This is a genomic window from Microbulbifer mixtoriginis (SeqCode) (assembly GCF_052466695.1).
Window position 1 is genome coordinate 2,539,208 of record NZ_CP174285.1, and the last position, 21,060, is coordinate 2,560,267.

General features: G+C 42.3%; 17 protein-coding genes. All 17 read right to left on the reverse strand.

The features are described from left to right. Window positions 1–168: 168 nt before the first annotated feature. The 17 genes from ACJJI0_RS11160 to ACJJI0_RS11240 all read right to left on the reverse strand — a co-directional run bounded on the left by ACJJI0_RS11160 (window position 169) and on the right by ACJJI0_RS11240 (window position 20,993). Window positions 169–2,436, reverse strand: a complete 2,268-nt coding sequence (locus ACJJI0_RS11160) for a glycosyltransferase family 2 protein (RefSeq protein WP_444882611.1) — start codon at window positions 2,434–2,436, stop codon at window positions 169–171. Between the two features lie 118 nt (window positions 2,437–2,554). Beyond that, a complete protein-coding gene (locus ACJJI0_RS11165; protein WP_444882612.1) occupies window positions 2,555–3,682 on the reverse strand; it encodes a glycosyltransferase family 2 protein in 1,128 nt (375 codons plus the stop codon). A gap of 81 nt (window positions 3,683–3,763) precedes the next feature. Beyond that, window positions 3,764–4,705, reverse strand: a complete 942-nt coding sequence (locus ACJJI0_RS11170; protein ID WP_444882613.1) for a sulfotransferase family 2 domain-containing protein — start codon at window positions 4,703–4,705, stop codon at window positions 3,764–3,766. 517 nt (window positions 4,706–5,222) lie between these two features. After that, the gene (gene galE / locus ACJJI0_RS11175; RefSeq protein WP_444882614.1) at window positions 5,223–6,260 is read right to left on the reverse strand and encodes a UDP-glucose 4-epimerase GalE; all 1,038 of its coding nucleotides are present in this window, start codon (window positions 6,258–6,260) and stop codon (window positions 5,223–5,225) included. 17 nt (window positions 6,261–6,277) lie between these two features. Beyond that, on the reverse strand, window positions 6,278–7,213 hold the full coding sequence (galU, locus tag ACJJI0_RS11180) for a UTP--glucose-1-phosphate uridylyltransferase GalU (RefSeq protein WP_444882615.1): 936 nt from the start codon (window positions 7,211–7,213) through the stop codon (window positions 6,278–6,280). A gap of 57 nt (window positions 7,214–7,270) precedes the next feature. Then, window positions 7,271–8,014: a 3-deoxy-manno-octulosonate cytidylyltransferase gene (locus tag ACJJI0_RS11185; protein ID WP_444882616.1), complete on the reverse strand. Its 744-nt coding sequence runs from the start codon at window positions 8,012–8,014 to the stop codon at window positions 7,271–7,273. Next, window positions 8,011–8,679 (reverse strand): HAD family hydrolase, encoded by a 669-nt coding sequence (locus ACJJI0_RS11190; protein WP_444882617.1) that lies wholly within the window; start codon window positions 8,677–8,679, stop codon window positions 8,011–8,013. The genes ACJJI0_RS11185 and ACJJI0_RS11190 overlap by 4 nt, the downstream gene beginning before the upstream one ends. Next, window positions 8,663–10,276, reverse strand: a complete 1,614-nt coding sequence (locus ACJJI0_RS11195) for an aldolase catalytic domain-containing protein (RefSeq protein WP_444882618.1) — start codon at window positions 10,274–10,276, stop codon at window positions 8,663–8,665. Before ACJJI0_RS11195 ends, ACJJI0_RS11190 begins: the two co-directional genes overlap by 17 nt. A gap of 150 nt (window positions 10,277–10,426) precedes the next feature. After that, entirely contained in the window at window positions 10,427–11,227 is an 801-nt protein-coding gene (locus tag ACJJI0_RS11200; protein ID WP_444882619.1) for a hypothetical protein, read from the reverse strand. Between the two features lie 337 nt (window positions 11,228–11,564). Next, window positions 11,565–12,260, reverse strand: a complete 696-nt coding sequence (locus ACJJI0_RS11205) for a sulfotransferase family 2 domain-containing protein (RefSeq protein WP_444882620.1) — start codon at window positions 12,258–12,260, stop codon at window positions 11,565–11,567. An 18-nt stretch (window positions 12,261–12,278) separates the two neighbouring features. After that, on the reverse strand, window positions 12,279–13,451 hold the full coding sequence (locus ACJJI0_RS11210; RefSeq protein WP_444882621.1) for a glycosyltransferase: 1,173 nt from the start codon (window positions 13,449–13,451) through the stop codon (window positions 12,279–12,281). A 76-nt stretch (window positions 13,452–13,527) separates the two neighbouring features. After that, window positions 13,528–15,396: a glycosyltransferase family 2 protein gene (locus ACJJI0_RS11215; RefSeq protein ID WP_444882622.1), complete on the reverse strand. Its 1,869-nt coding sequence runs from the start codon at window positions 15,394–15,396 to the stop codon at window positions 13,528–13,530. After that, the gene (rfbB, locus tag ACJJI0_RS11220) at window positions 15,396–16,520 is read right to left on the reverse strand and encodes a dTDP-glucose 4,6-dehydratase (RefSeq protein WP_444882623.1); all 1,125 of its coding nucleotides are present in this window, start codon (window positions 16,518–16,520) and stop codon (window positions 15,396–15,398) included. Before rfbB ends, ACJJI0_RS11215 begins: the two co-directional genes overlap by 1 nt. Window positions 16,521–16,695: 175 nt before the next feature. After that, window positions 16,696–17,568, reverse strand: coding sequence for a dTDP-4-dehydrorhamnose reductase (rfbD, locus tag ACJJI0_RS11225; protein WP_444882624.1), 873 nt, complete (start codon window positions 17,566–17,568; stop codon window positions 16,696–16,698). A gap of 155 nt (window positions 17,569–17,723) precedes the next feature. Next, window positions 17,724–18,272 carry a dTDP-4-dehydrorhamnose 3,5-epimerase gene (rfbC, locus tag ACJJI0_RS11230; RefSeq protein ID WP_444882625.1) on the reverse strand — a complete coding sequence of 183 codons (549 nt, stop codon included), beginning with the start codon at window positions 18,270–18,272 and terminating at the stop codon, window positions 17,724–17,726. A gap of 49 nt (window positions 18,273–18,321) precedes the next feature. Further along, window positions 18,322–19,260, reverse strand: a complete 939-nt coding sequence (rfbA, locus tag ACJJI0_RS11235) for a glucose-1-phosphate thymidylyltransferase RfbA (RefSeq protein WP_444882626.1) — start codon at window positions 19,258–19,260, stop codon at window positions 18,322–18,324. A 98-nt stretch (window positions 19,261–19,358) separates the two neighbouring features. After that, entirely contained in the window at window positions 19,359–20,993 is a 1,635-nt protein-coding gene (locus ACJJI0_RS11240; protein ID WP_444882627.1) for a polysaccharide biosynthesis/export family protein, read from the reverse strand. Between the last annotated feature and the right edge of the window lie 67 nt (window positions 20,994–21,060).

Sequence of the window (21,060 nt, forward strand, 5' to 3'; positions counted from 1 at the left end):
TAATAGATTTTTTAGAAAAGATTATATTTTTCCACATCCTAATTTATATTTCTAAACATCATATGTTATGCATTTATTGATAACACATCGTGAAACTCTCAAAATATTTTATCCTTTAAAGCTATAAAACAACGATATTATAAATATGTTACCCAATGTGAATTTTAACTATGCCAGTGAAAAATCTTCATGCACAAGCGTCAGGTTTGGGTTGTAGGCCGGATCTGTATCCAATTGATCTCCCCATCGATCACGCATATATTCCGCCTCTTTCTGGGCTCGACGCCGCTTAGTGAGCGTGTTGTCCGCTCCACGGGATACTGACTCATGATGATAGAGTTCTGCATAAGGAGTCCATAAATTCCTATAACCTGCTTCTCGAACCTTTAAACATAAATCTACATCATTGAAGGATACTGCCAGATTTTTTTCATCTAACCCACCGACTTGCTCAAATACTTCTTTACGTAGAAGAAGACAAGCCGCTGTTACCGCTGAAAGGTTTTGTATCAAATGCAAGCGTGAAAAGTAACCATATTCATTGCGACTGAAATATTTATGTGAGTGACCAGCCACGCCACCAATCCCCAGAATTACACCGGCATGTTGGATCGTATCGTTGGGGTAATATAGTTTGGCTCCTACACAACCAATTTCAGGCCTCAGCGCCTGACTCACCATCTCAGTCAACCAAAGGACGTTGATAGGCTCGATATCATTATTGATCAATCCTATAATTTCCCCTTTAGCCAAACTTACACCATAATTATTAATGGCTGAATAATTAAATGGATGATCCCACCGGTGGACAGATACACGTGAATCGGTGTTTCTGATTTCATCAAGGAATTGTAACGTTTCCTTGCAGCAACTTTGGTTATCTAAAATAATTAGTTCAAAATTGGAGTAGTTGGTTTTGGAAAGAATAGCCTCAACACAAGGCCTAAGGATATCAATGCCGTCTCTTGTCGGTACCAGAAGACTCACCAACGGAGCTGCCTCAGGAATAGACCAGCGGACTCGATAGCTATTTGGTGCAGTTCCAGGCTCAGCCGTTGCACTTAAGTTTTCTCGTTTCAAGTAATCAGAGACGGCTTGTAAACCCGCAGTAGCGGCATACCCCTTTGCATTGCTTTCTTGTGCTGTTGATCCGCTAATGGCTCTCCAATGGTAGAGTATCTCTGGGATATGGACCACATTGCTGGAATCAAGGTGCGGCATACAACGCAACAGTAGATCATGATCCTGACTGCCTTCCACACCTACCCGATAGCCACCAATTTGATTTATCAAGCCCGTCTTGAGCACAGTAAGATGGCAAATATAATTCTGTGAAAGTAAAAGATCAGGATTCCAACCTGGTTTTAGGTGAGGATCAAAACGTTCGCCATATTCATCAATTTTGTCTTCATCACTATAAAATAGTAGAGCCTCTGGATTTTGCGAAATCACTTCTACTATCCTTTGTAAAGCATTAGACGCCAGAACATCATCATGATCAAGCAATGCAATATAGTCTCCCTTCACTAAAGATAAAGCACTATTACTCGCTGCAGAAATATGTCCATTTTCGGTTCGGAAGGAGACTCTAATACGATTATCTTGTTGTTGATAACTCTCTAAGCACTCCTTTACTTCTTTTTTCCGAGAAGAATCATCGGCAATACATAGCTGCCAGTTGTTATAACTTTGCCCAATTACTGATTCAATACAGTCCCTCAATAGGCGAATATCGGTATCGTAGACAGGAAGTATGATTGAGATCAAGGGATGATTGGCATCTACCGTTACATTGTGAAAATTTTCACATGAATGAAGATTTTTTATTTCTTTTTTTTCAATCCACTCAGAATAATCATAAGTCTGACGTTTTTTAATAAATGTTTTTTCATAGTAGTTGAGAGCAATATCCTGCCAGGTGCAAGACTTCTCACGGGCTTCAACATTAATCTTCTTTAGGACATCACTCTTATTTATATTCCTGAATTTAAAGTGCATGTTCGCTAAGCGTTGTGACAGCCTGTCTTTTGCAAATTGAGGGAAGAGTTTCACCAAATGAAAATGCCTCACAGAAAACAATCCTGTGCTTTCCAGCGGATCAAATCTGAGAGCGCGTGTACGCGACGTGAAATATATGAGTCGCTTTGTAATCCGTCCAAATTTTATCGGGATGAAAAAGCTATCTGCCTCATTAAATCCATTTCCATAATCAACATATAATTTGGAATCTATGCTAGCCTGGTTATGGCTCAGTACAATTTCGACCATGTACCAACCAGAGCTCAGCGTAGAGCCTTCGATAAAAAATTGTGGGTCGTTATCTATAGATTGCCACTCAAAATTTTTATCTGATTTTTTAATACACTCAATCCCTATTCCAGGCTTAAGTTTAGGGGCCAAATCAGAATGAAACCACGATTTAATTAACTTGAGCACCACAAACAATCCACTTAGACAACTGAGTAACTTATAATTTGAATATTCAGTATTCAATTAGCAGTTCAGCGAGAATAATTTTTAGAACCGACTTTTACATCAATTCTTCCCAAAAGACTCAATGAAAGTTAACTTTTGCTTCTACATTTGTTCCATAGATGTATGCTTCAACCTTATCTTCTGAAGTAATAATTTTAGCGGGTTTATAACTGAAGCCACATTGCAATTTTTTAGAAAGCCCTTTACGGACAACATCTGGACGACTTCGATTTACCTCTACAAGATATTCCACACCATTGATCAATAAACGAATCGTTATCGGGCCATCATATTCAGTAACAGCCCATCCGGTAATCAACTCTGGCTTTACATCAACAAAAGCTTTTCCGTAACAGAGAAATGGTGTCTCTGTAGTAATACGACCCCTAAGCTCTGCAATACCTTTTTTTACATCACTCGCATAACTGAGTAGTGCTTCGTCAACTACATCATTTAAGTCATGTGCTTTGAAATAGGCTTCCCCTTTCTTTCTACCCGCACTACCTGCTCCGGAGCCCTTATGTTCTTTCTTCATAATATGTTCATGACGGGACTTAACAACATAGTGGTTAATTCTAATTCCACTATATGAAACCTTATTGGTTCTGGGCTCAAATGGCTCACCACTTTCAAATACAGCGGGTCTGAGATCCCCAGTGTAATAGCGGCCTGATTTTAAAATGCACTCATGAACATGCATTCTATCCACCATATTGGGCTTCAGGATAGTCTTAATATGCCGATTGAAATCATGGTCTTGTATAGAGGCACAAGTGAATCGCTCTATTACCAGGCCCTCTTCTTTAAATTTATAACCTGATGAACCAAAATTTCGCCAATTTAATGCAAGTGCACCCGCATCTTCGAGCTTATGGAAATCAGATAAAATACTTTTTAAGTCGCAATTATTTTCACTAACAAGAAATTCATCGGCGTCGATATAACACAATAAATCAACTTCAGCACCGAAGTGGTTCAAAATATAATTATATGCTGGCATCTGTGGCCCACAGTCACCAGTTCTGGGGAAATGCACTCTATTGATCACTCCCAGGCTATCTAGTGCCTCTAATAGCTGGGAAGAGCCATCATCACTGATATTATCCGCGATATAAAAAGCATCTACACCAATTAGTTGATGGTATACGATCCACTCAAGAATATAGTCATATTCATTTTTAAAAATTGCAGCAATTCCAAACTTCACATGCACTTCCAAAAACTAATCATAAACTCAAAATAATTAGACATTCTATATAGCCCCAAAGGCCCGGGCTAGTTCTAACCTTTAACTAACATTATTTAATATAGGCTGCCCGGTAGCTGCCACAACACACTCTATAGTATTTATGTTTATGTCTCTATCTATCTCTAAAGAGAAACCAACAAAGCCGCCTCGTCCCTGTTCTTGAGCTTTAAAGTAGGGGCGGTATTCATTGGCTTTACATTCGGCAATCACATTACCTCCCATCCTTGCTTGTATTAATACTGCTTCATGCAAATTCTCTGCAATAGCCCAACCTTTTAGCTTACCAGCTTCAAAACTAGTTACAGAACCAGAAACATAACCTACTTTGGCATTATTAAGACGAAGATGCCAATCAAACTGAAATCTAGCACGATTATAAAACTCTAGTTCTTCGGCATTGAGGCTTTTTAACTCTTCTATTTGTCCTATGGATAACATGCATGATTCCACAGCCTTATCCTTATTGATATTTTTACGCAGATAAGGAATATCAATGTTAAACTTTCTATTGAGCAAACGAAGAGATTCCTTATATGACTCTACGAAACCAATAAAACCAAACTCAGCCCAACTTTTACGCCCTACGAGACGAAGTTGTCTATTAATATTTTCTGGGCGACGATAGAAACTCTGAAAGCTCTCCTCGTGATCACTATTTTTTACTAGATGATTATATTCAGAGACGACTCTTTGTACCGGATCACGCAAGAAAGTGATCATTCTACCAACACCAAAGATATTAGCGTATTTTGCTGAATGAAAATGACCCGTTAATAATTGATAACCCTGTCTATTAAAGGCATTAGCAAAATGCCACCCATCCCTCTCGCTTTCGACCCAGCTTTTAACAATACTACTTGTTTTTGCTGAATTCACCCCATAATCTAGGCATATTTTCTTCTTGCCAAAAAAATAATCTAGCCCTTGACGAAAACTGGTGCCCGCTGTTTTGGGGATATGTACAAAAACAATAGGTTTCAAAACAATATGCCACTATTAATATACAACTTGGTCACCCATTTCATCAGCCAACACGCATAAATCTGTATGTTGATAAAATCTAACATTTCTCTATACGCGACTTTGGATACGTTTTATGCAAAATAATGCAAGAACTCTACTTGCATTGGGTTAATTGTGACTACTTATTCACCGTTAAAGTAATGGCATTTTGTATTAAATAAAAGAACCCAGGACCTGCCTGGGTTGACTCTTGAAAATCTTTACTTTTCAACACTGTATCAGCCTTACCCGTCAGAAGTATCTAGATGCAAAAAAACCTCACTCTCAAGGCTTTAGTAGTAGGACTTATGAAAATTATGTAACTTGAAGGGGAGCCCTCCTCAAGTTTACCCCATCCATCTGGGTCAGCCCAATATACTTCTATGTGAAGGCGCGTCCAGTAAACCATATTGTTACATTCAATAACTACACAGCGAGTTTACTGGATTTAGTACATACCTGGTTAGTAGAACAAGCTTTCACTCTATTACTTTGTTTATCTATTATTGGTGGCAATGCCGTAGCCATGGGGATTGTTTGTCTGCCAGTGCCATGTATCAACCATCATTTGATCTAGCCCCAATCTTGCCACCCAGCCCAGATCCTGCTTCGCCTTGGAGGCATCAGCCCAAAAAGCTGGTAAATCACCTGCTCTCCGAGGCGCCACCCTATAGGGGATGGATACACCTGAGGCCTGTTCAAAAGCCCGCACTATATCTAGAACAGATGTACCCTTTCCTGTTCCAAGGTTGAAGGCTATAGTACCAGTTTTACCTTCAAGCCACTCCAGGGCGCAAACATGCCCCTCCGCTAAATCCATCACATGTAAGTAATCCCTCAGGCAGGTACCATCCGGTGTGGGGTAGTCATCACCAAATACCGATAACTCTTTGCGTTTACCCACTGCAACCTGAGCAATGTACGGTAACAAATTGTTAGGTATACCCTGGGGATCTTCTCCGATTAGACCTGAGGGGTGCGCGCCAACGGGATTAAAGTATCGAAGGAGTGCTACAGAAAGCTCTGGGTTGGCGAGGGCCGCATCCTTTAAAACCTGCTCCACCATCCATTTGCTGGTACCGTACGGGTTGCTGGTACTACCGGTTTGTAGTGTTTCCACATAAGGCACAGGAGCCTCACTACCGTAGACAGTCGCCGATGAGCTGAATACCAGCTGCTTAACTCCATACGCCTGCATTGCCTCCAGCAACACAAGACTTCCAGTAACATTACTCTGGTAGTAGTCGATCGGCTTCTGCGAAGATTCACCTACAGCCTTCAATCCCGCAAAGTGGATCACAGCATGGATTGAATTCTCAGTAAAAATTTGCTCTAACAGGGCGCGATCTCTAATATCACCATGGTAGAAACGCACCGATGTACCGGTGATCATCTGTACACGCTGTAGCGCTATTTCAGAGCTGTTGCAGAGGGAGTCGATGACTACCACCTCAAAACCAGCCTCTTGCAACGCAACCAAAGTATGGCTGCCTATGTACCCAGCTCCCCCGGTAACCAATACTCTTCTACCCATTGCTCACTCAACCTCCGTTATGCAACAGCATCTTGTGAAATCTGGTTCTGAGTTTCGGAAATCTTATTCTCAGATAGAATCAACGTATTTAGATAAGCTCTGTAACCTTTAGCTAAATCGGGATGGCGCAAACCATACTCAACATTTGCCTTCAAGTATCCGAGCTTTGAGCCGCAATCATGGCTCTTGCCCACCATGCGATAGGCTTCAACACTTTCTTTAGTCATTAAATCAGCGATTGCATCTGTGAGCTGAATTTCATTACCAGCACCTGGTAACGTTTGTTCAAGGAGTGGCCACAGCTTGCGAGAAAGTACATAACGTCCAACCACTGCCATATTCGACGGCGCCTCTGCCACAGGAGGCTTCTCCACAATAGCCGTCATTGGCTGCGAGGTATTTGGAGACAATGCGGCCCCCTGGCAATCCGCCACGCCGTATTGATGTACCTCCTCTTGCGGCACTGGCTCCACCATCACCTGGCTGACACCGGTTTGATCGAACCGAGATAACATCTGCGCTAAATTATCGCGGCTAAGATCTGAAGTCGCATCATCGATAATCACATCCGGCAGTAACACTGCAAAGTCCTCATCACCCACCAATGGTTGGGCGCATAGGATTGCATGACCCAGGCCTTTCGCCTCACCCTGCCGTACGTGCATGATAGTGACGTCTTTCGGACAGATGGACCGTACCTCATCCAGCAGCTGGCGCTTGACCCTGGCCTCTAGGGTTGCCTCCAACTCAAAACTGGTATCAAAGTGATTTTCGATAGAGTTCTTACTGGAATGAGTAACCAGCACGATATGCTTGATACCGGCAGCCACCGCTTCATTGACCACATATTGAATAAGCGGTTTATCGACGATAGGCAGCATTTCTTTGGGAATAGCTTTAGTTGCAGGCAGCATCCTTGTCCCTAGCCCTGCAACAGGTAAAATAGCCTTCATGGGCAACCTTAAAATTGAGTTAAAATTCTGCTAAAAATTATTTCGTAGCCAATAAACCTAAACAGTGCAAGTAGAATTATTTTTCAATAGTTCGATAACCCTTACTGCATCATCAGGTGTATCTACAGCGATACTATTTCCCTCGACTTCAACCATTGTCACGTCGTATCCCATCTCTAAAAATCTGAGAATTTCTATATCCTCTTCGTTCTCAAAGAAGGTTTTCTCCTCCGTCAAGGCAAATTCAGACAAAGCATTCATGGGGAATGCATATATACAAATTTGTTTCCAAGCAGTATTAAATTTGCCCGACTTATTGGAAGGTATGGCAGCGCGGCTCATATATAAAAGTCGAGCATCCTTTCTAAAAACGACCTTTGGAACCGTATTGCTAATATACTCATTCTCTGAGCTAATTCTGGCCATACCATTTACGATAGTTCCAGGGCACTCCATATACTTTTCAATGATGCACGAGATTTCATTAGGGTTTATTAAAGGTTCATCTCCTTGCACATTAACTACAAAGTCTAAATTTCCTATTATTCTTGCTGCTTCAAAAACCCGATCAGTGCCAGTCTTGCAGTTGTCGCTAGTCATCACGACGTTATCGGTAAATTCACGACAACAAGTAGAAATCCTGTCATCATCTGTAGCGATATAGACCTTTGCCTCTCCCACCGCGGATACACACTGCTCCCAAACACGAAGAATCATAGGCTTACCGCAGATGTCAAGGAGAGGTTTACCTGGCAGTCTTGTTGACTTATAGCGCGCAGGTATTATCACTGCATAATTCATTTATAGTCTCCCCAATAAACAGCCAAGCTCGAAAAAGACAAAATTTCCTCATTTTCCGAAAATAAGCTTGTTGATCTTACGGTTTCAGGTGATGCCGAATATTTCGATACAAAAAGAAAATCGATTTCACATTCTCTAGCAGCTTCTAAATCACTTAAAGAATCACCAATCATCAGAGCCTTGCCCTTTGATTCGGATAATATTTTTCTTACATTATTGGCCTTTTTTTCTGGAGAGCCGAGTATATCTATAAAATATTTACTCAATTTTCTCTTGGCAAACACTTGCCGGAGTTCATCTTGATCAGAGCCGCTAGCCACATAACATGGCACCCTAAGGCTTGAAATAAACTCAATAAATCCATCACAAATAGCTGCTGAAAGATACAATTTTTCACAAGCTCTTGCATATAGATTTAATACCTGGCTATAGCGATCTGAAAAATCACTCTCAGAAACTTTGATCACATTACGTAAAAAAAACTCTACGTGATGATAGCGTGACTTTCCAAAGTTATTAGCAAAATAATCCAGGGAACTGGATATTTCACTCTCAGAATATCCGGTCAAAGCCCGCTCCATCGCCTGAATTTTCAATGCATTTGAATCCAGAATTACACCATCACAGTCGAATATATAAAGATCATATTCAAATAGATGGTGCATAAATAGATCCTTCGCTCATAGGATAAGTAGTCGGTGTCAATGACAAAATAATGTCATCACTGTGCTTGTCATGCACAGCCATCATTAAATCGATCATCTCCTGTTGCCGCTTATCTCCTTTGTCGTAACCATCAAATCCGACTAGGCTTATTGTCTTAGCACCACCAATAAGAGCAATCGAAAGCGCATAGCCCGCAGTCAACTCTAGCGGAATTACACAATGTGTTTCGGAATAGTCGAAAATCCCACTCTCAACCTGCAACCCATAATCGATAATTTCTGAATAAGGATTTAAAACCTCCATATCTTCAGGAGAGAAGCGTTGACGTGGAAGAATTATTGGTTTATCAGAATTTTGATACTTTTCTTTATCAGCAAGGAATTTAGAGTTATGGGAGATAACGATATAATCAACCAAATCCTCATCTATATCGCCATTTAGATTGATCACCAATACCACAGGCTTTCTATCTCGGATATAATCGGATATTCCAGAGTTGTACCGGTTAACACTATTGCCACTACCGACAATAAGAACTTCACGACCAGAAAACGCATTCAACAACGTATCCGACCCGCCCACTTCATTGCTAATTGCACTCAATTGCAGCGCTTGTTCGAGTATCTTGCCATCGTAAGAGGAGGCATTTGCACTACTTAGATAATCGATCGCTCCTACAATTTCGTCTGGACCATATCGCTCATCTGACAATAAATTTTGCACATAGGTTGGATGTACATCATTCTGTGCACCGAGAAAATAAAGAAGATTACTTCCCCAACCATACTCCTTTTGCATCAGGCTAAAATGCCTGACGACCAGATCATAAACCGGCTTTGGCGCATAGGGCGCATTAGTTTTGTTCAGCACTGCCAACAGATTTTCCGTTTGAGCATTACCGGCACCTCGGCCCATCCCTGTGATCGTTGCATCCAACCAAGTAACGCCTTTGTTATAGGCTGCAATCGTATTATCCAGCGCCTTCCCCATATTGTTGTGGGTGTGTATGCCGAGCTCACCATCCCAATGCCGCCTCAATGCAGTGATAATCCTGAATACCTCATCGCTATCCATATTCCCAAGCGAGTCGGCAAAGTAGAGAACATCCAAGCAACCCCAACTGACTGCTAACTCCGCCTTTTCGGCGATTACATCGCAAGGTTTACCGCCAGCCTGCATAAGATTGAAACCAACTATATATCCTTTTTCCTTCAAAGCCTTAACAATCTCGCCTGACGCCTCAACCTCATTAAAATGAGCCGCTACTCGAACCAGACCAATTTTGCTATCGACTTTATTGATAAAAAGTTTATCGATAGCTTCAATCACTGGAATCTCGGCCGAAAGAATTGTCTTTGCATCAACCATGACTCCGTAAACCGGGCCATCAGGCAATTCTAAGCTCTCGAGAAACAATTCTGTTGTATATGCAAAAGAGCCCAAAAAACCGTTCTTTGGGAATGACCGTAACCCTAACTCTACAAAATCCACTTTTGCCTGTGACATGGAAGCGAGGTAAGAATTTACGATATTTGGATCAAAATCCCAGCTATTATAATACCCGCCATCTCTTAGCGTGCAATCTAGTATCATCATCTACCTTCCCCCCTTACAGAAACTCTTCCTAATATAATTTTTCATTTCGACCCCAAACACACCCAAATCACCGAAGTGAAGAATCCTGTCAACTCAGTTAAAAAAACTTATAAACTACTAATCTTCAAAAAATTAATTTCATTAAAAACTTTACAAGCCATCTTTATCCAAACCTAACAACTCAAAAACTCGGGCTCGAGCTGCATCAAACCTATTGGAACTAAATCTCTTCAGGCCAAAAACTCCATCTTCACTCGCCACAGAATCGATATCCTCAACAGAGGCAACCCTATTACGCCCTACCAAGTTCTTTACTACACCACCTGTACGTTTAACAGTATTTCTCGCGCAATAAAACTCAACTGCCCAAGATAGCTCAACTTCCTCTACTGGATAATTAGCAACCTCAGCAATATTCGTAGAACCAAGATGGGTTAATAGCGGGTAAATCATTTCAAAAAATATTTCACGCCTAAAGAAGCACCCTTCCGATCTAACCTTCAGGCGGCGATCTATATTCATAGCATTCAATAAACTGATCGACTTCTTATTATCTATTATCTTTTCATACCAGTGATCGTTTTCCGATAAAATATGTGGCCTAGTAGCACCCACATCAAAATTTTTAATATAAACATCTAAATCATTTTTAACTAACAAGTCTGAGCTCGTGTGAAAATATATATATTCAAATTTGACTCCTATACGAACGGCCTCCAGGACACACTGAAGCATTGCGTGAAAAATCATACCGCGCCTGGTATCCACACAGTTAAACAAGTAAACGTTCTCTTGCTCTAAAATAGAGTTTTTTTTACCTGACTTACCTGTTAAAGCTCCTTCAAACTCTGTACTTACATGAATTAAATGAAACAAATCTCCATTAAAGCAATGGTTGTATGTAAGAATTTGCTGCATTAATAATTCTGGATTCGCACTGGCAGTTGACACACACAATATTGACACTTGGCTTTTACCTTAATCCTATTTAAAACGCACCCTTGCTAAAGGCCTAGAAAGAATATATATTCCTTGGTCAAGATTAAGAGAAACCATCACTTTTCCTCGCCATAAGATCTACGACTTCCCCAGATTCAAGCAATTTAATAGACGATACAGAGAGTTTGAAATAGCTATCTAGTTCTTGTAGATACCCATTTACCCCAAACTCCTTTGTAAATTTATCTAACTCGAAGCCAAATCTACCAATTTTACAAAATATCCGCAGCATCGAATCTGTAGCGGAAGTAGCAGATGTAAAGAATATATTTCTATCTATTTTATCCACCTATATATTGTATCCAAACAGAGACATATCGTCTTTATAGTATTCTTTCAGCTTTAGAACCTGAGCGTCCGAAAGCTGGATATTTTTTACACCTTGCGAATCACTAGAGTTCTCAGATAGCAGAGGAATATTTATTCCAGCTAAAGAAGAAACATAATCCCAACCATTCTGATTTCCCTCTAACTTGAATATGAAATCTGGTATTAACTTCCCATTTTCATAAAGAAAGTAAGACATTGGCATTAAATGATGATCTAAATCAATAGGGTCTACCTTTAGCAAAGTATTAACTGCGTCATCAAGATTCATCTCATGAAAAAATCCAAGGCTGTTTAGCTTTTCTGCTATAAAAGGATCCCAGCGTAGGATTTTATCGCGATAAAAAGAAATAAATCTATAAACAGGGTGTCGAACACAGCTAAATATAAAGTGCTCCTGAAAGTTAAACGATTTTCTTACAACATTATCAAACAAATATTTTTGGTAAAAATGAACAATTGAAGGGCTATCTTTTTTCACTTTTAAATTTTCATTTGGAATATCATCTAACCTAGCCTTGCAAATTTCATCTCCTTTCCACTTAAACATAGCGTTCAAAATACTTGTATTGGCTACTTTTGGAATCGGGATATAACCTATCTTTTTATCATCATCCAGAATCACATTCCACATTATTGAGCTGTTTATGGATTTCACTTTGACCACTCCAAAACTTTAAAAACTATAAATACCTAAATGCTTATCTGCGCATGCACCAATCGTTAATGGACTCAATATTTCCTTGGCAACCAGATCCCAATTGCTCTCTTCTTTATAAGCCTTCAAAATAGCCTGTTTAAGAGCGTTACTACTTCCACTACGGAAATTATAGCCATTAACACCATTGGTAATTTTTTCAACCATTCCACCAATATCACTGCCGATTAGTGGGCGACCGTGATTAAAGGCTTCCTGAATTACCATCGGTGAGTTCTCCCACCATACCGAAGGAATAATCACCCAGTCGGCCTGCTCCATCAGGCGACCGATCTCATGAGACTCATAGGAGCCGTGTAAAGTAACTAAATCGCCGAGGTCTTCCAGTAGACCATGGATTTTCTCCTGAAACGCCTCTGTTTGTCCCTCCAGGTTTGCTCCATGAATATCAAGATGCACTTTCTTTTGAATATCTTCTGGCAATAGCTTAAAGGCCTCCAGCAGCACGTCCACACCTTTGAATGGATTGATCTGGCCAAAGAAAGCAAAACGGCCGCGCCCCTCTCCTTCTGCTAACGGGCGAGGTGCTGGCGTTTCGATTTCCGGTTGACCATTTTCGATCATCACCATTTTTTCTTCAGGGATTCCCCAGGCTTTATAGCGCTCAACCAAAAAATGGCTAGGCGAGACAAAGATGTCCACTAAATTAAAAATGGATTTTATATATTTCTCTCTGAGGAAAAAGTCTGCAGCTGAGCGCTCAGGGAAACAGCGAGCACAATCAGTGGGAGATGATTTATAGCACAGCTTCATCTGTTTGCCCGGCTTAACCATTTGGCCGTTATTAGCACAGATGGCTAAGTATTCATGCAGTGTTACAACTATACGTGCATCCGGCAGTGTGTTTCTTACCTCACGTATTAACTCCAACCCCATATGTATATAATGATGGAAATGTATCACCGTTGGCTTATAGCGCTGTAATAATGCGTGAAATTCTTGCCATACATGCTTTTTACAACCTGACTGGAATAGAAAGAAATCGGACATATGGGTATGAAATAGAATTTCTTTATCCGAATTAATCGTAGAAAAGGCGGATCCTCCATGAGAAGGCTGATCGGTACGAGCCAGAAAAACCGTATCTAAACCCAGCCGCTCATATTCCTTAAATAAATTATAGGCAGCCACTTCTGCACCGCCTTTGCTGTGATCGGGGTGACCGTGGGAAACAATCAGTATTCTGTGTTCAGTCATCGATAATTCCTTAACGAACCAGCTGTTCTATCAGGCTTCCCCAGCGCTCAGTATGTTGCCAGGCATTGTAAAGTGTGATTTTAAATTTCCAGTCACGGTTTTCGAATAAATTTTGTGACATTCTCTCTAAATGGTAGAGCTTTTCATCGGTGAGTACATAGTGTCGATAGCCCGCTTTTCTTAACTGCAGACAGAGATCAGAATCCTCAAAGTCTCCAAGTACATAGGTTTCATCCAGGCCACCCACAGAATCGTACAAGGCTTTGCTGATAAACATGCAGGCACCCGTAACCGCAGGTGATTCCATTACAGAGTCAATATCTATTAGCCACTCTGGATTACCTTTTCCAGGGTGTTCATTCAGCCATAAATTACCAAATTGCACACTTTTGGAGAAACTCATCCCAATATGTTGAATTGTGCCATCATCAAAAACCAACTTCGGTGCAACTACGCCAACATCCTCCAATGAAGATGCTTGCTTTTCAATTCGTGATATCCAGCCGCTGCTACTTGGAATAATATCTGAGTTAAGCAATACCAACTTATCGGCACTGGCATGACGCGCCCCCAGATTATTAGCCCCTGCATAACCTAAATTACGGCCACCGTAAATTACCTTGAAGCTTACAGGGAACAATCTACTAGTGTCATAGCAGAAAGGTATAAATGCATCATAGAGTCTGGGATCATCCAGAACGTAAATCAGCTCTGTCTCGGCAAAATCAGCATCTTCTGTAAATTGTGCTATCTGGTGTAACAGAAAATCATAGCGCCCATAGAGGGGTACTATAACACTGCGTTTGGGCTCTTTAATTTCTTGACCGAACTGTATTACTTCTACTTTGGGTTCTTCGAGAAGATAGCGTCTATTCGTCCAAAGCGCTGAGAGCGCCGGACCTATATATTTTCGCATGTTCTTCTGGTATTCACGACCATCGACATTGAAGTTCACCAGCACCTGCTGACTTGCATGGGTAATATCCCCACGAATATTGGTCTGCTGAATCGGGACAACTCCCAGGCGGCCCTCTTTAGTGAAGAAGAGCAGCTCCAAGCGGGCTTTCTCTATCAAATGCGGCATAGGTACCCAAGTGAAGAAACCCGCCTTATAGTTAGGTTCCGCTCTGCCTGGAAAAGCTTCTAAAACATCTATGCGGGCAAAGCGTGCAGATTCCTCAAGCAAATTTTTGCTATAGCTACCATCAGTAGTGCGCAACGCTAAACTTGCCAGATCCAACTGACCATCAAGTAGCCAACCAGAAAGAAATAGTCCATGGCCGGGTATTGCCAAAATACTGTCCCAGTGCCAGTTGACCAAGGTTTTGAGTTGTTCTTCCTCCAATTTCTTTAAGCCTGGAATCTCAAAAACTCCATTGCCCATGCTCTTAAACATCACATTAAGCAACTCAGCTTTTTCACTAGTCCGCCAGGTCATGCAGTGGCCAAATAAGTCTTCACCACTCAATTCCACGAATGGCTTTAGCTCAACCTCTTTAGTCTGACCTTCAACACTTACGGTCATACTCAGGGAACTATTTTCTATAGCGATATCATAGGGCCACTCCACCAACAGGCTGTAACCCCAACGACTATTTCCTTCGAAATTGAAGTGTCTATTTACATCCAGCCTGGTGGTACGCAGGGTACTATAATTAATCTTGTCGATACTTTCCGTATTAGTATCTTCATCGCTGCCAATATATTCGAGTTGAAAATCCAGAGTTTCGTGCTCAGGGTGAAATGCCCAGCCTTGGATCAAAAGGTGTCGCCCGGCGATAACCCCACAAATATCCACCCACACCTGTACCTGTTCAGAGAACGTCTTCTCCGCTGTGCTGCGGGCAGCCTTAAAACGCCTTCTAATATTAATTCCCATTATCTATCTCCCGCTTGCTCAGCAGTGCTGTATTGCTGGTCTATCCACTGACGATAGCTGCCATCCATCACTGCCTGCCACCAGCTGTCATTCTCTAGATACCACTGCAGTGTTTTACGAATTCCGCTAGCAAAACTCTCCTGTGGTTGATAATCAAGTTCACTATTGGACTTCTGAGGATCTATGGCATAGCGACGATCATGTCCGGCCCTATCCTTTACAAAGGTAACCAGACTCTGTGCTTTCCCTGCTATTGCAGATACCGCTTTGGGGTACTTATTAGTGAGTTCCGGATTCTCAGCAAATTCTGAGTTCATTAGTTCACAAATCAGCTTAACGATGTCGAGATTTGCCCATTCATTAATGCCACCAATGTTGTAGCACTCACCCAAGTGACCTTTTTTAATTACTAAATCGATGCCTCGTGCATGGTCCTCTACATATAGCCAGTCGCGGATCTGCTGACCATCTCCATAAACCGGTAATGGTTTATCCTGCAGGATATTAGTGATTACTAGTGGTATCAGTTTTTCAGGAAAGTGGTAAGGGCCGTAATTATTGGAGCAATTACTTGTGGTAACCTTCAGTCCATAGGTATGGTGATATGCACGCACCAAGTGATCTGACGCAGCCTTACTAGCTGAATAGGGGCTATTGGGTGCATAGGGTGTGGTTTCGCTGAAGGCGGGATCCTCAGGGCCTAGAGTTCCATATACTTCATCAGTGGAAACATGGTGAAAGCGGTGATTGTCTTTATTAACCCCGTCATCCAGCCATACTTTTTTGGCGGCCTTAAGCAGGCTATGAGTACCGATAATATTGGTTTCAATAAAGGCGTCTGGGCCACTGATAGACCTATCGACATGACTTTCCGCTGCAAAGTGCACCAACGTGTCAATTCTGTGCTCTTTGAGCAGCGTTTCTACCAAGTGCGTATCGCAAATATTTCCTTGGCAAAAATAAAAATTAGCATTTTCCGCTACCGGCTCCAAGTTAGCCTTGTTACCAGCATAAGTTAGTGCATCTAGAACGACTACCTTATCTTGTCGGTAAGTGCTCATCCAATAGTGGATAAAGTTTGCGCCTATAAAACCAGCACCGCCGGTTACCAGTAAATTACTCATTTTTTTGACAATTCTTTTTTGGATATTTAGAAAACTAAAAGCGTATCTTTTCAAGATTAAATTTTTAGTTCTTCAGTAGTTTCTGGTGTCTATTCAGTACATGCGCCTTTCTCGCGTGTGTCACTTCATGCATATGGATGTCTACTTATATAAAGGACAGCATGATCTGAATTTTTTATGACGCAGTCTTTTCCTGTAAAACTTTGCGTAAAACCCTGCGCCAATGCTGTGGTTCAAGATTCAGATCATTCACCAATTTAGACTTATCCAGAACACTATAAGCCGGCCTAGCTGCGGGAGTAGGGTAATCTGAGGTATTGATTGGCCTAATTTCTACATTTTTCGCTTCTGTTAGTAGCCCAAGCTCCTTGGCTTCTTCATAGATTGCGACAGCAAAATCATACCAACTAGCGGTACCAGCATCCGTACAATGGTAGATTCCGCATAAATCGGGCTTGCCTATCAATGTGAAGATTGTCTCAGCCAATGTTTGGGTGCTGGTAGGTGTACCTATCTGATCCGCCACTACACCCAATTGATTACGTTCACGCATAAGCCGAAGCATGGTGTTGGAAAAATTAGCTCCATGGGTACTATAAACCCAGGCAGTCCGTAAAATGATTGCTTGTGGCAATACACTTTGCACGGCAGCTTCACCGGCAGCCTTACTTTCTCCATAGATACCCAGTGGGCACATCGAATCCTGGGGCTGGTATGGGGTGGAGCTCTGACCGTCAAATACAAAATCTGTGGAGATATGTATTAAACGAGCCCCCATTTCTCGACAAGCTTTCGCCAAGTTTTCTGGACCTGTCGCATTAGTGGCGAAAGCTTGCTCTCTCTCTGATTCCGCCTTGTCTACCGCTGTGTAGGCAGCAGCATTGATGAGAGTATCTGGTTGGTACTTATTAACAACTTGCATAACCTGGTCACTATCTGTGATATCCAGATCGTTGCGATCTAGCGCTATCAGATCAATACCGGCTGGTTTGCGTTTTTGCAATTCCCTTGCCAGCTGGCCATTCTTACCGGTTACTAGGATTCTCATTCACTTATTCACATTGAATTGGGTTAGGCCAGTGGTACTTGGCCCTAATAGTGGAAACTAGCGGCGATAAAGCCTGGTATTCAGAGTTATATACCGGGCATCTCTGATAGTTTATGGCTATACCTTTAGGTATAGGTCTCGTCTGCAACGAGCCGTTACTGGAAAACAATCGCGTCTTTTAGATGTTTCCCCTCAGCATCTTTCGCTGAGAGTTTGGGCGCTTGGCCATTAATCAAGGGCCATTCGATCGCCAGATCAGGATCATCCCAACGAATGGAATGTTCATACTCAGGTGCGTAGTAATCGGTACATTTGTAAACGAACTCTGCCTCAGCACTAGTAACATAGAAGCCATGGGCGAAGCCTTCCGGTACCCAAAGTTGACGTTTATTTTCTGCTGAAAGCGTCACACCAACCCACTGGCCGAAAGTTGAGGAGCTTTTACGCAAATCGACCGCAACATCAAAGACCTCACCTTTGGTAACGCGCACTAACTTACCTTGAGTTTGCTTGGTTTGATAATGCAGACCACGTAGTATGCCCAAGGTAGACTTGCTGTGGTTATCCTGGACAAAGACTCTATCTGCACATTCCTGACTGAATAAATCTTGCCGAAAAGATTCGAAAAAGAAACCACGCTCGTCACCAAAAACCTTTGGCTCCAGGATTTTCACATCAGTTATTGCAGTTTCTATCACTTTCATACTGTGTATTTCTTGATTATTAACAAAGCAAAGGAAAAAGGTTGTTGTGCTAGAGAACAGCGGTCAATCGATGCTGAGTGAGAGCAGAGGTCTCTCCAGATTCTAGCAACAAGCTCATTAAATATTCGCCATAACCGCTCTTCAAGAGTGGTTGAGCCTGCTTTTCCAATTGCTCGGCACAAATAAAACCTTTGCGATAAGCCACTTCCTCAGGGCAGGCAATTTTCAGCCCCTGACGCCGCTCCATGGTTTGAACAAAATGCGCAGCCTCAAGCAGGTTGTCATGGGTTCCGGTATCCAGCCAAGCACTGCCACGGCCCAATAACTCAACATTCAGTTCATCGCGCTTAAGGTAGATATTGTTGATATCGGTAATCTCCAATTCTCCTCGCGGGCTAGGTTGAACCTCCCTGGCCAAGTCGCAAACTTGATTATCATAAAAATACAAGCCTGTTACTGCGTAGTTAGATTTTGGACGGGTCGGTTTCTCTTCCAAGCTAACGGCTTTGCCTGCCTTATCAAATTCTACGACGCCATAGGCTCTTGCATCGGCAACACGGTATCCGAAGACTGTAGCGCCTTCTTCCCGCTCATCTGCACGCTGCAAGATCTGACTAAAGTGCTGGGTATAGAAAATGTTATCTCCCAGCACCAGAGCACTTTTGTTGTTACCCACATGCTCACGACCAATAATAAAAGCTTGCGCAAGACCATCTGGGCTCGGTTGTATCGCGTAGCTGATATTAATTCCCCATTGAGAACCATCTTCCAGTAAGCGTTGATAAAGATATTGCTCTTCTGGAGTGGTAATGATCAATATGTCTCGGATTCCCGCCAACATCAGAGTTGTCAGCGGGTAATAAATCATCGGCTTGTCATAGACCCCCATCAACTGCTTACTGACTCCCCTGGTAAGAGGATACAGACGGGTACCGGAACCTCCAGCCAGAATAATCCCCTTTCTGGTTGAACTTCCCTTCGTGATCATCTTTTTCTCCTTGGAGCTATATATTGCTCACTACTTTCGCCTTCTCCTCTTCCTTTTTTATCTAAAAGTTATAAAAAAGAGGAGTGATCCGATTCACCTTAGAAAGACAGTACTGCAGCTGTGCCCACTGCTATACGATAAAGAATTTCTGTGACATCTTTAGTCACCTGTAGCTCACTGGAGCGCACCTCTGGCATCACCATGATTTCATCGCCAGGACGCAAGATATCTTTCAGACGGTTATCGAACTTCCTTTTTTTAACCCGGCTGATAGTGCCATCCAGGTGTAGGATCACCAGTTCATCTTGATTAGCGTTATTAGAGAAACCGCCGGCCATTTCAATATAATTTTCCAGTGTGTGACGCGCATTAAATACCAGCGATGTGGGAAAAATCACTTCACCTACCACTGAAACCGTTGAGTTCTTCAGGGGCACCACCAGCCTGTCACCATCTTCAAGCAACATGGTTCCAGCATTGGGATTGTTAGCCAGTACCACTTGACCACGGGGTTGTGCTTTTCGTGCCTCAGCAATAAATTTTTGAATCATCGCCGCATTTTCAGACTGAGCGCCTTTTTCTAACTCAGTGTTTGGTTGGCGGGTAAGAACTTCCATCTGAAGTGCATCAAGGGAGCGTTCTAGTGCTGCACGTTGCTTCTTAGCCACGCTCTTACGATATAACTGCACTGCAGATTGATCGGCATTACCGCGATACTGGAGCTGCGACAAGAGATCTTCCAGGGTTGCGCCGTAAGGAAGCACAAAGCTGGCAGGGCCATCCAATTCACCACTTACGCTAACGGATATCGATTTGATGTCGTTATCTCTAACCAACTCAACTCTGGCCCCAGGATAAAGCGCTGTATTCAGAGCTTCCTCTAGAGGTAAATAGCTGGCTTGCTGCTGATCATCGATCACTTGAGTAATACGGGCAAAATTAGCCTGAGGATCTGGCTTGGTAACCAGTAACATCTCCCCTAATTGGGTGTAAGGACCGTTAAATTCAATTTGTGCGGCCTGTTGCACCGCGCCTTCGATAGAAACGGCTCCGTTACGTGCTCCAACAACAATGGCATCACCATTACGCAGCTGCAATGCGGGCATGCTGCCCTCGGTAAGGAAGTTATACAGATTGACGCTTTGCAACAGCTGATCACCACGTACAACTTTAACATCTATAAAACTGCCACTATCGCGATCAATACCACCGGCACTATCCAGATAGTAGAGGATGGAGTCAGAAGAGTATCCATTATATAAGCCTGGATTTTTCACATAGCCAGTTACAAATACTTTGACTGGCTGACTCGCTTCCAGATTGGCATAGGCGCGCACATTTTTCTTAAATACGCCTTTAACCTGGCGCAGAACAAAATCATTGAGTTCGCCATTTTTCACGCCGGCGACATGTACAGGCCCAACCTCAGGCACAAAAATATTACCCTGGGGGTCCACGGCCAGGGTTGCGCTAAAACTATAGGCACCCCACAGCTGTAGGTTAATCTGATCACCTACGGTAATACGATAGTCTGGGTTAAATCCACTAAAGGGCTGATCTTTAAAAGCACCTTGGAATAGGGACTGACCAAAGACCGGCACATTGGATTTGGGAATCTCTGTAGATTCATTCTTATCCAATAGTTGGGTTTCCAGGGCCTGGGCATTTGGCAAGGCAACGCCAGTCAGTAAACCCAGTAACACCCCTAGAGTTTTTAGTTTTTTTACGATCATTTTTTCGATCTTTCAGTTTGAGTCTCTATGTATAAAGTCTAGATTTTCTTTTCAATAATCCAGCTTT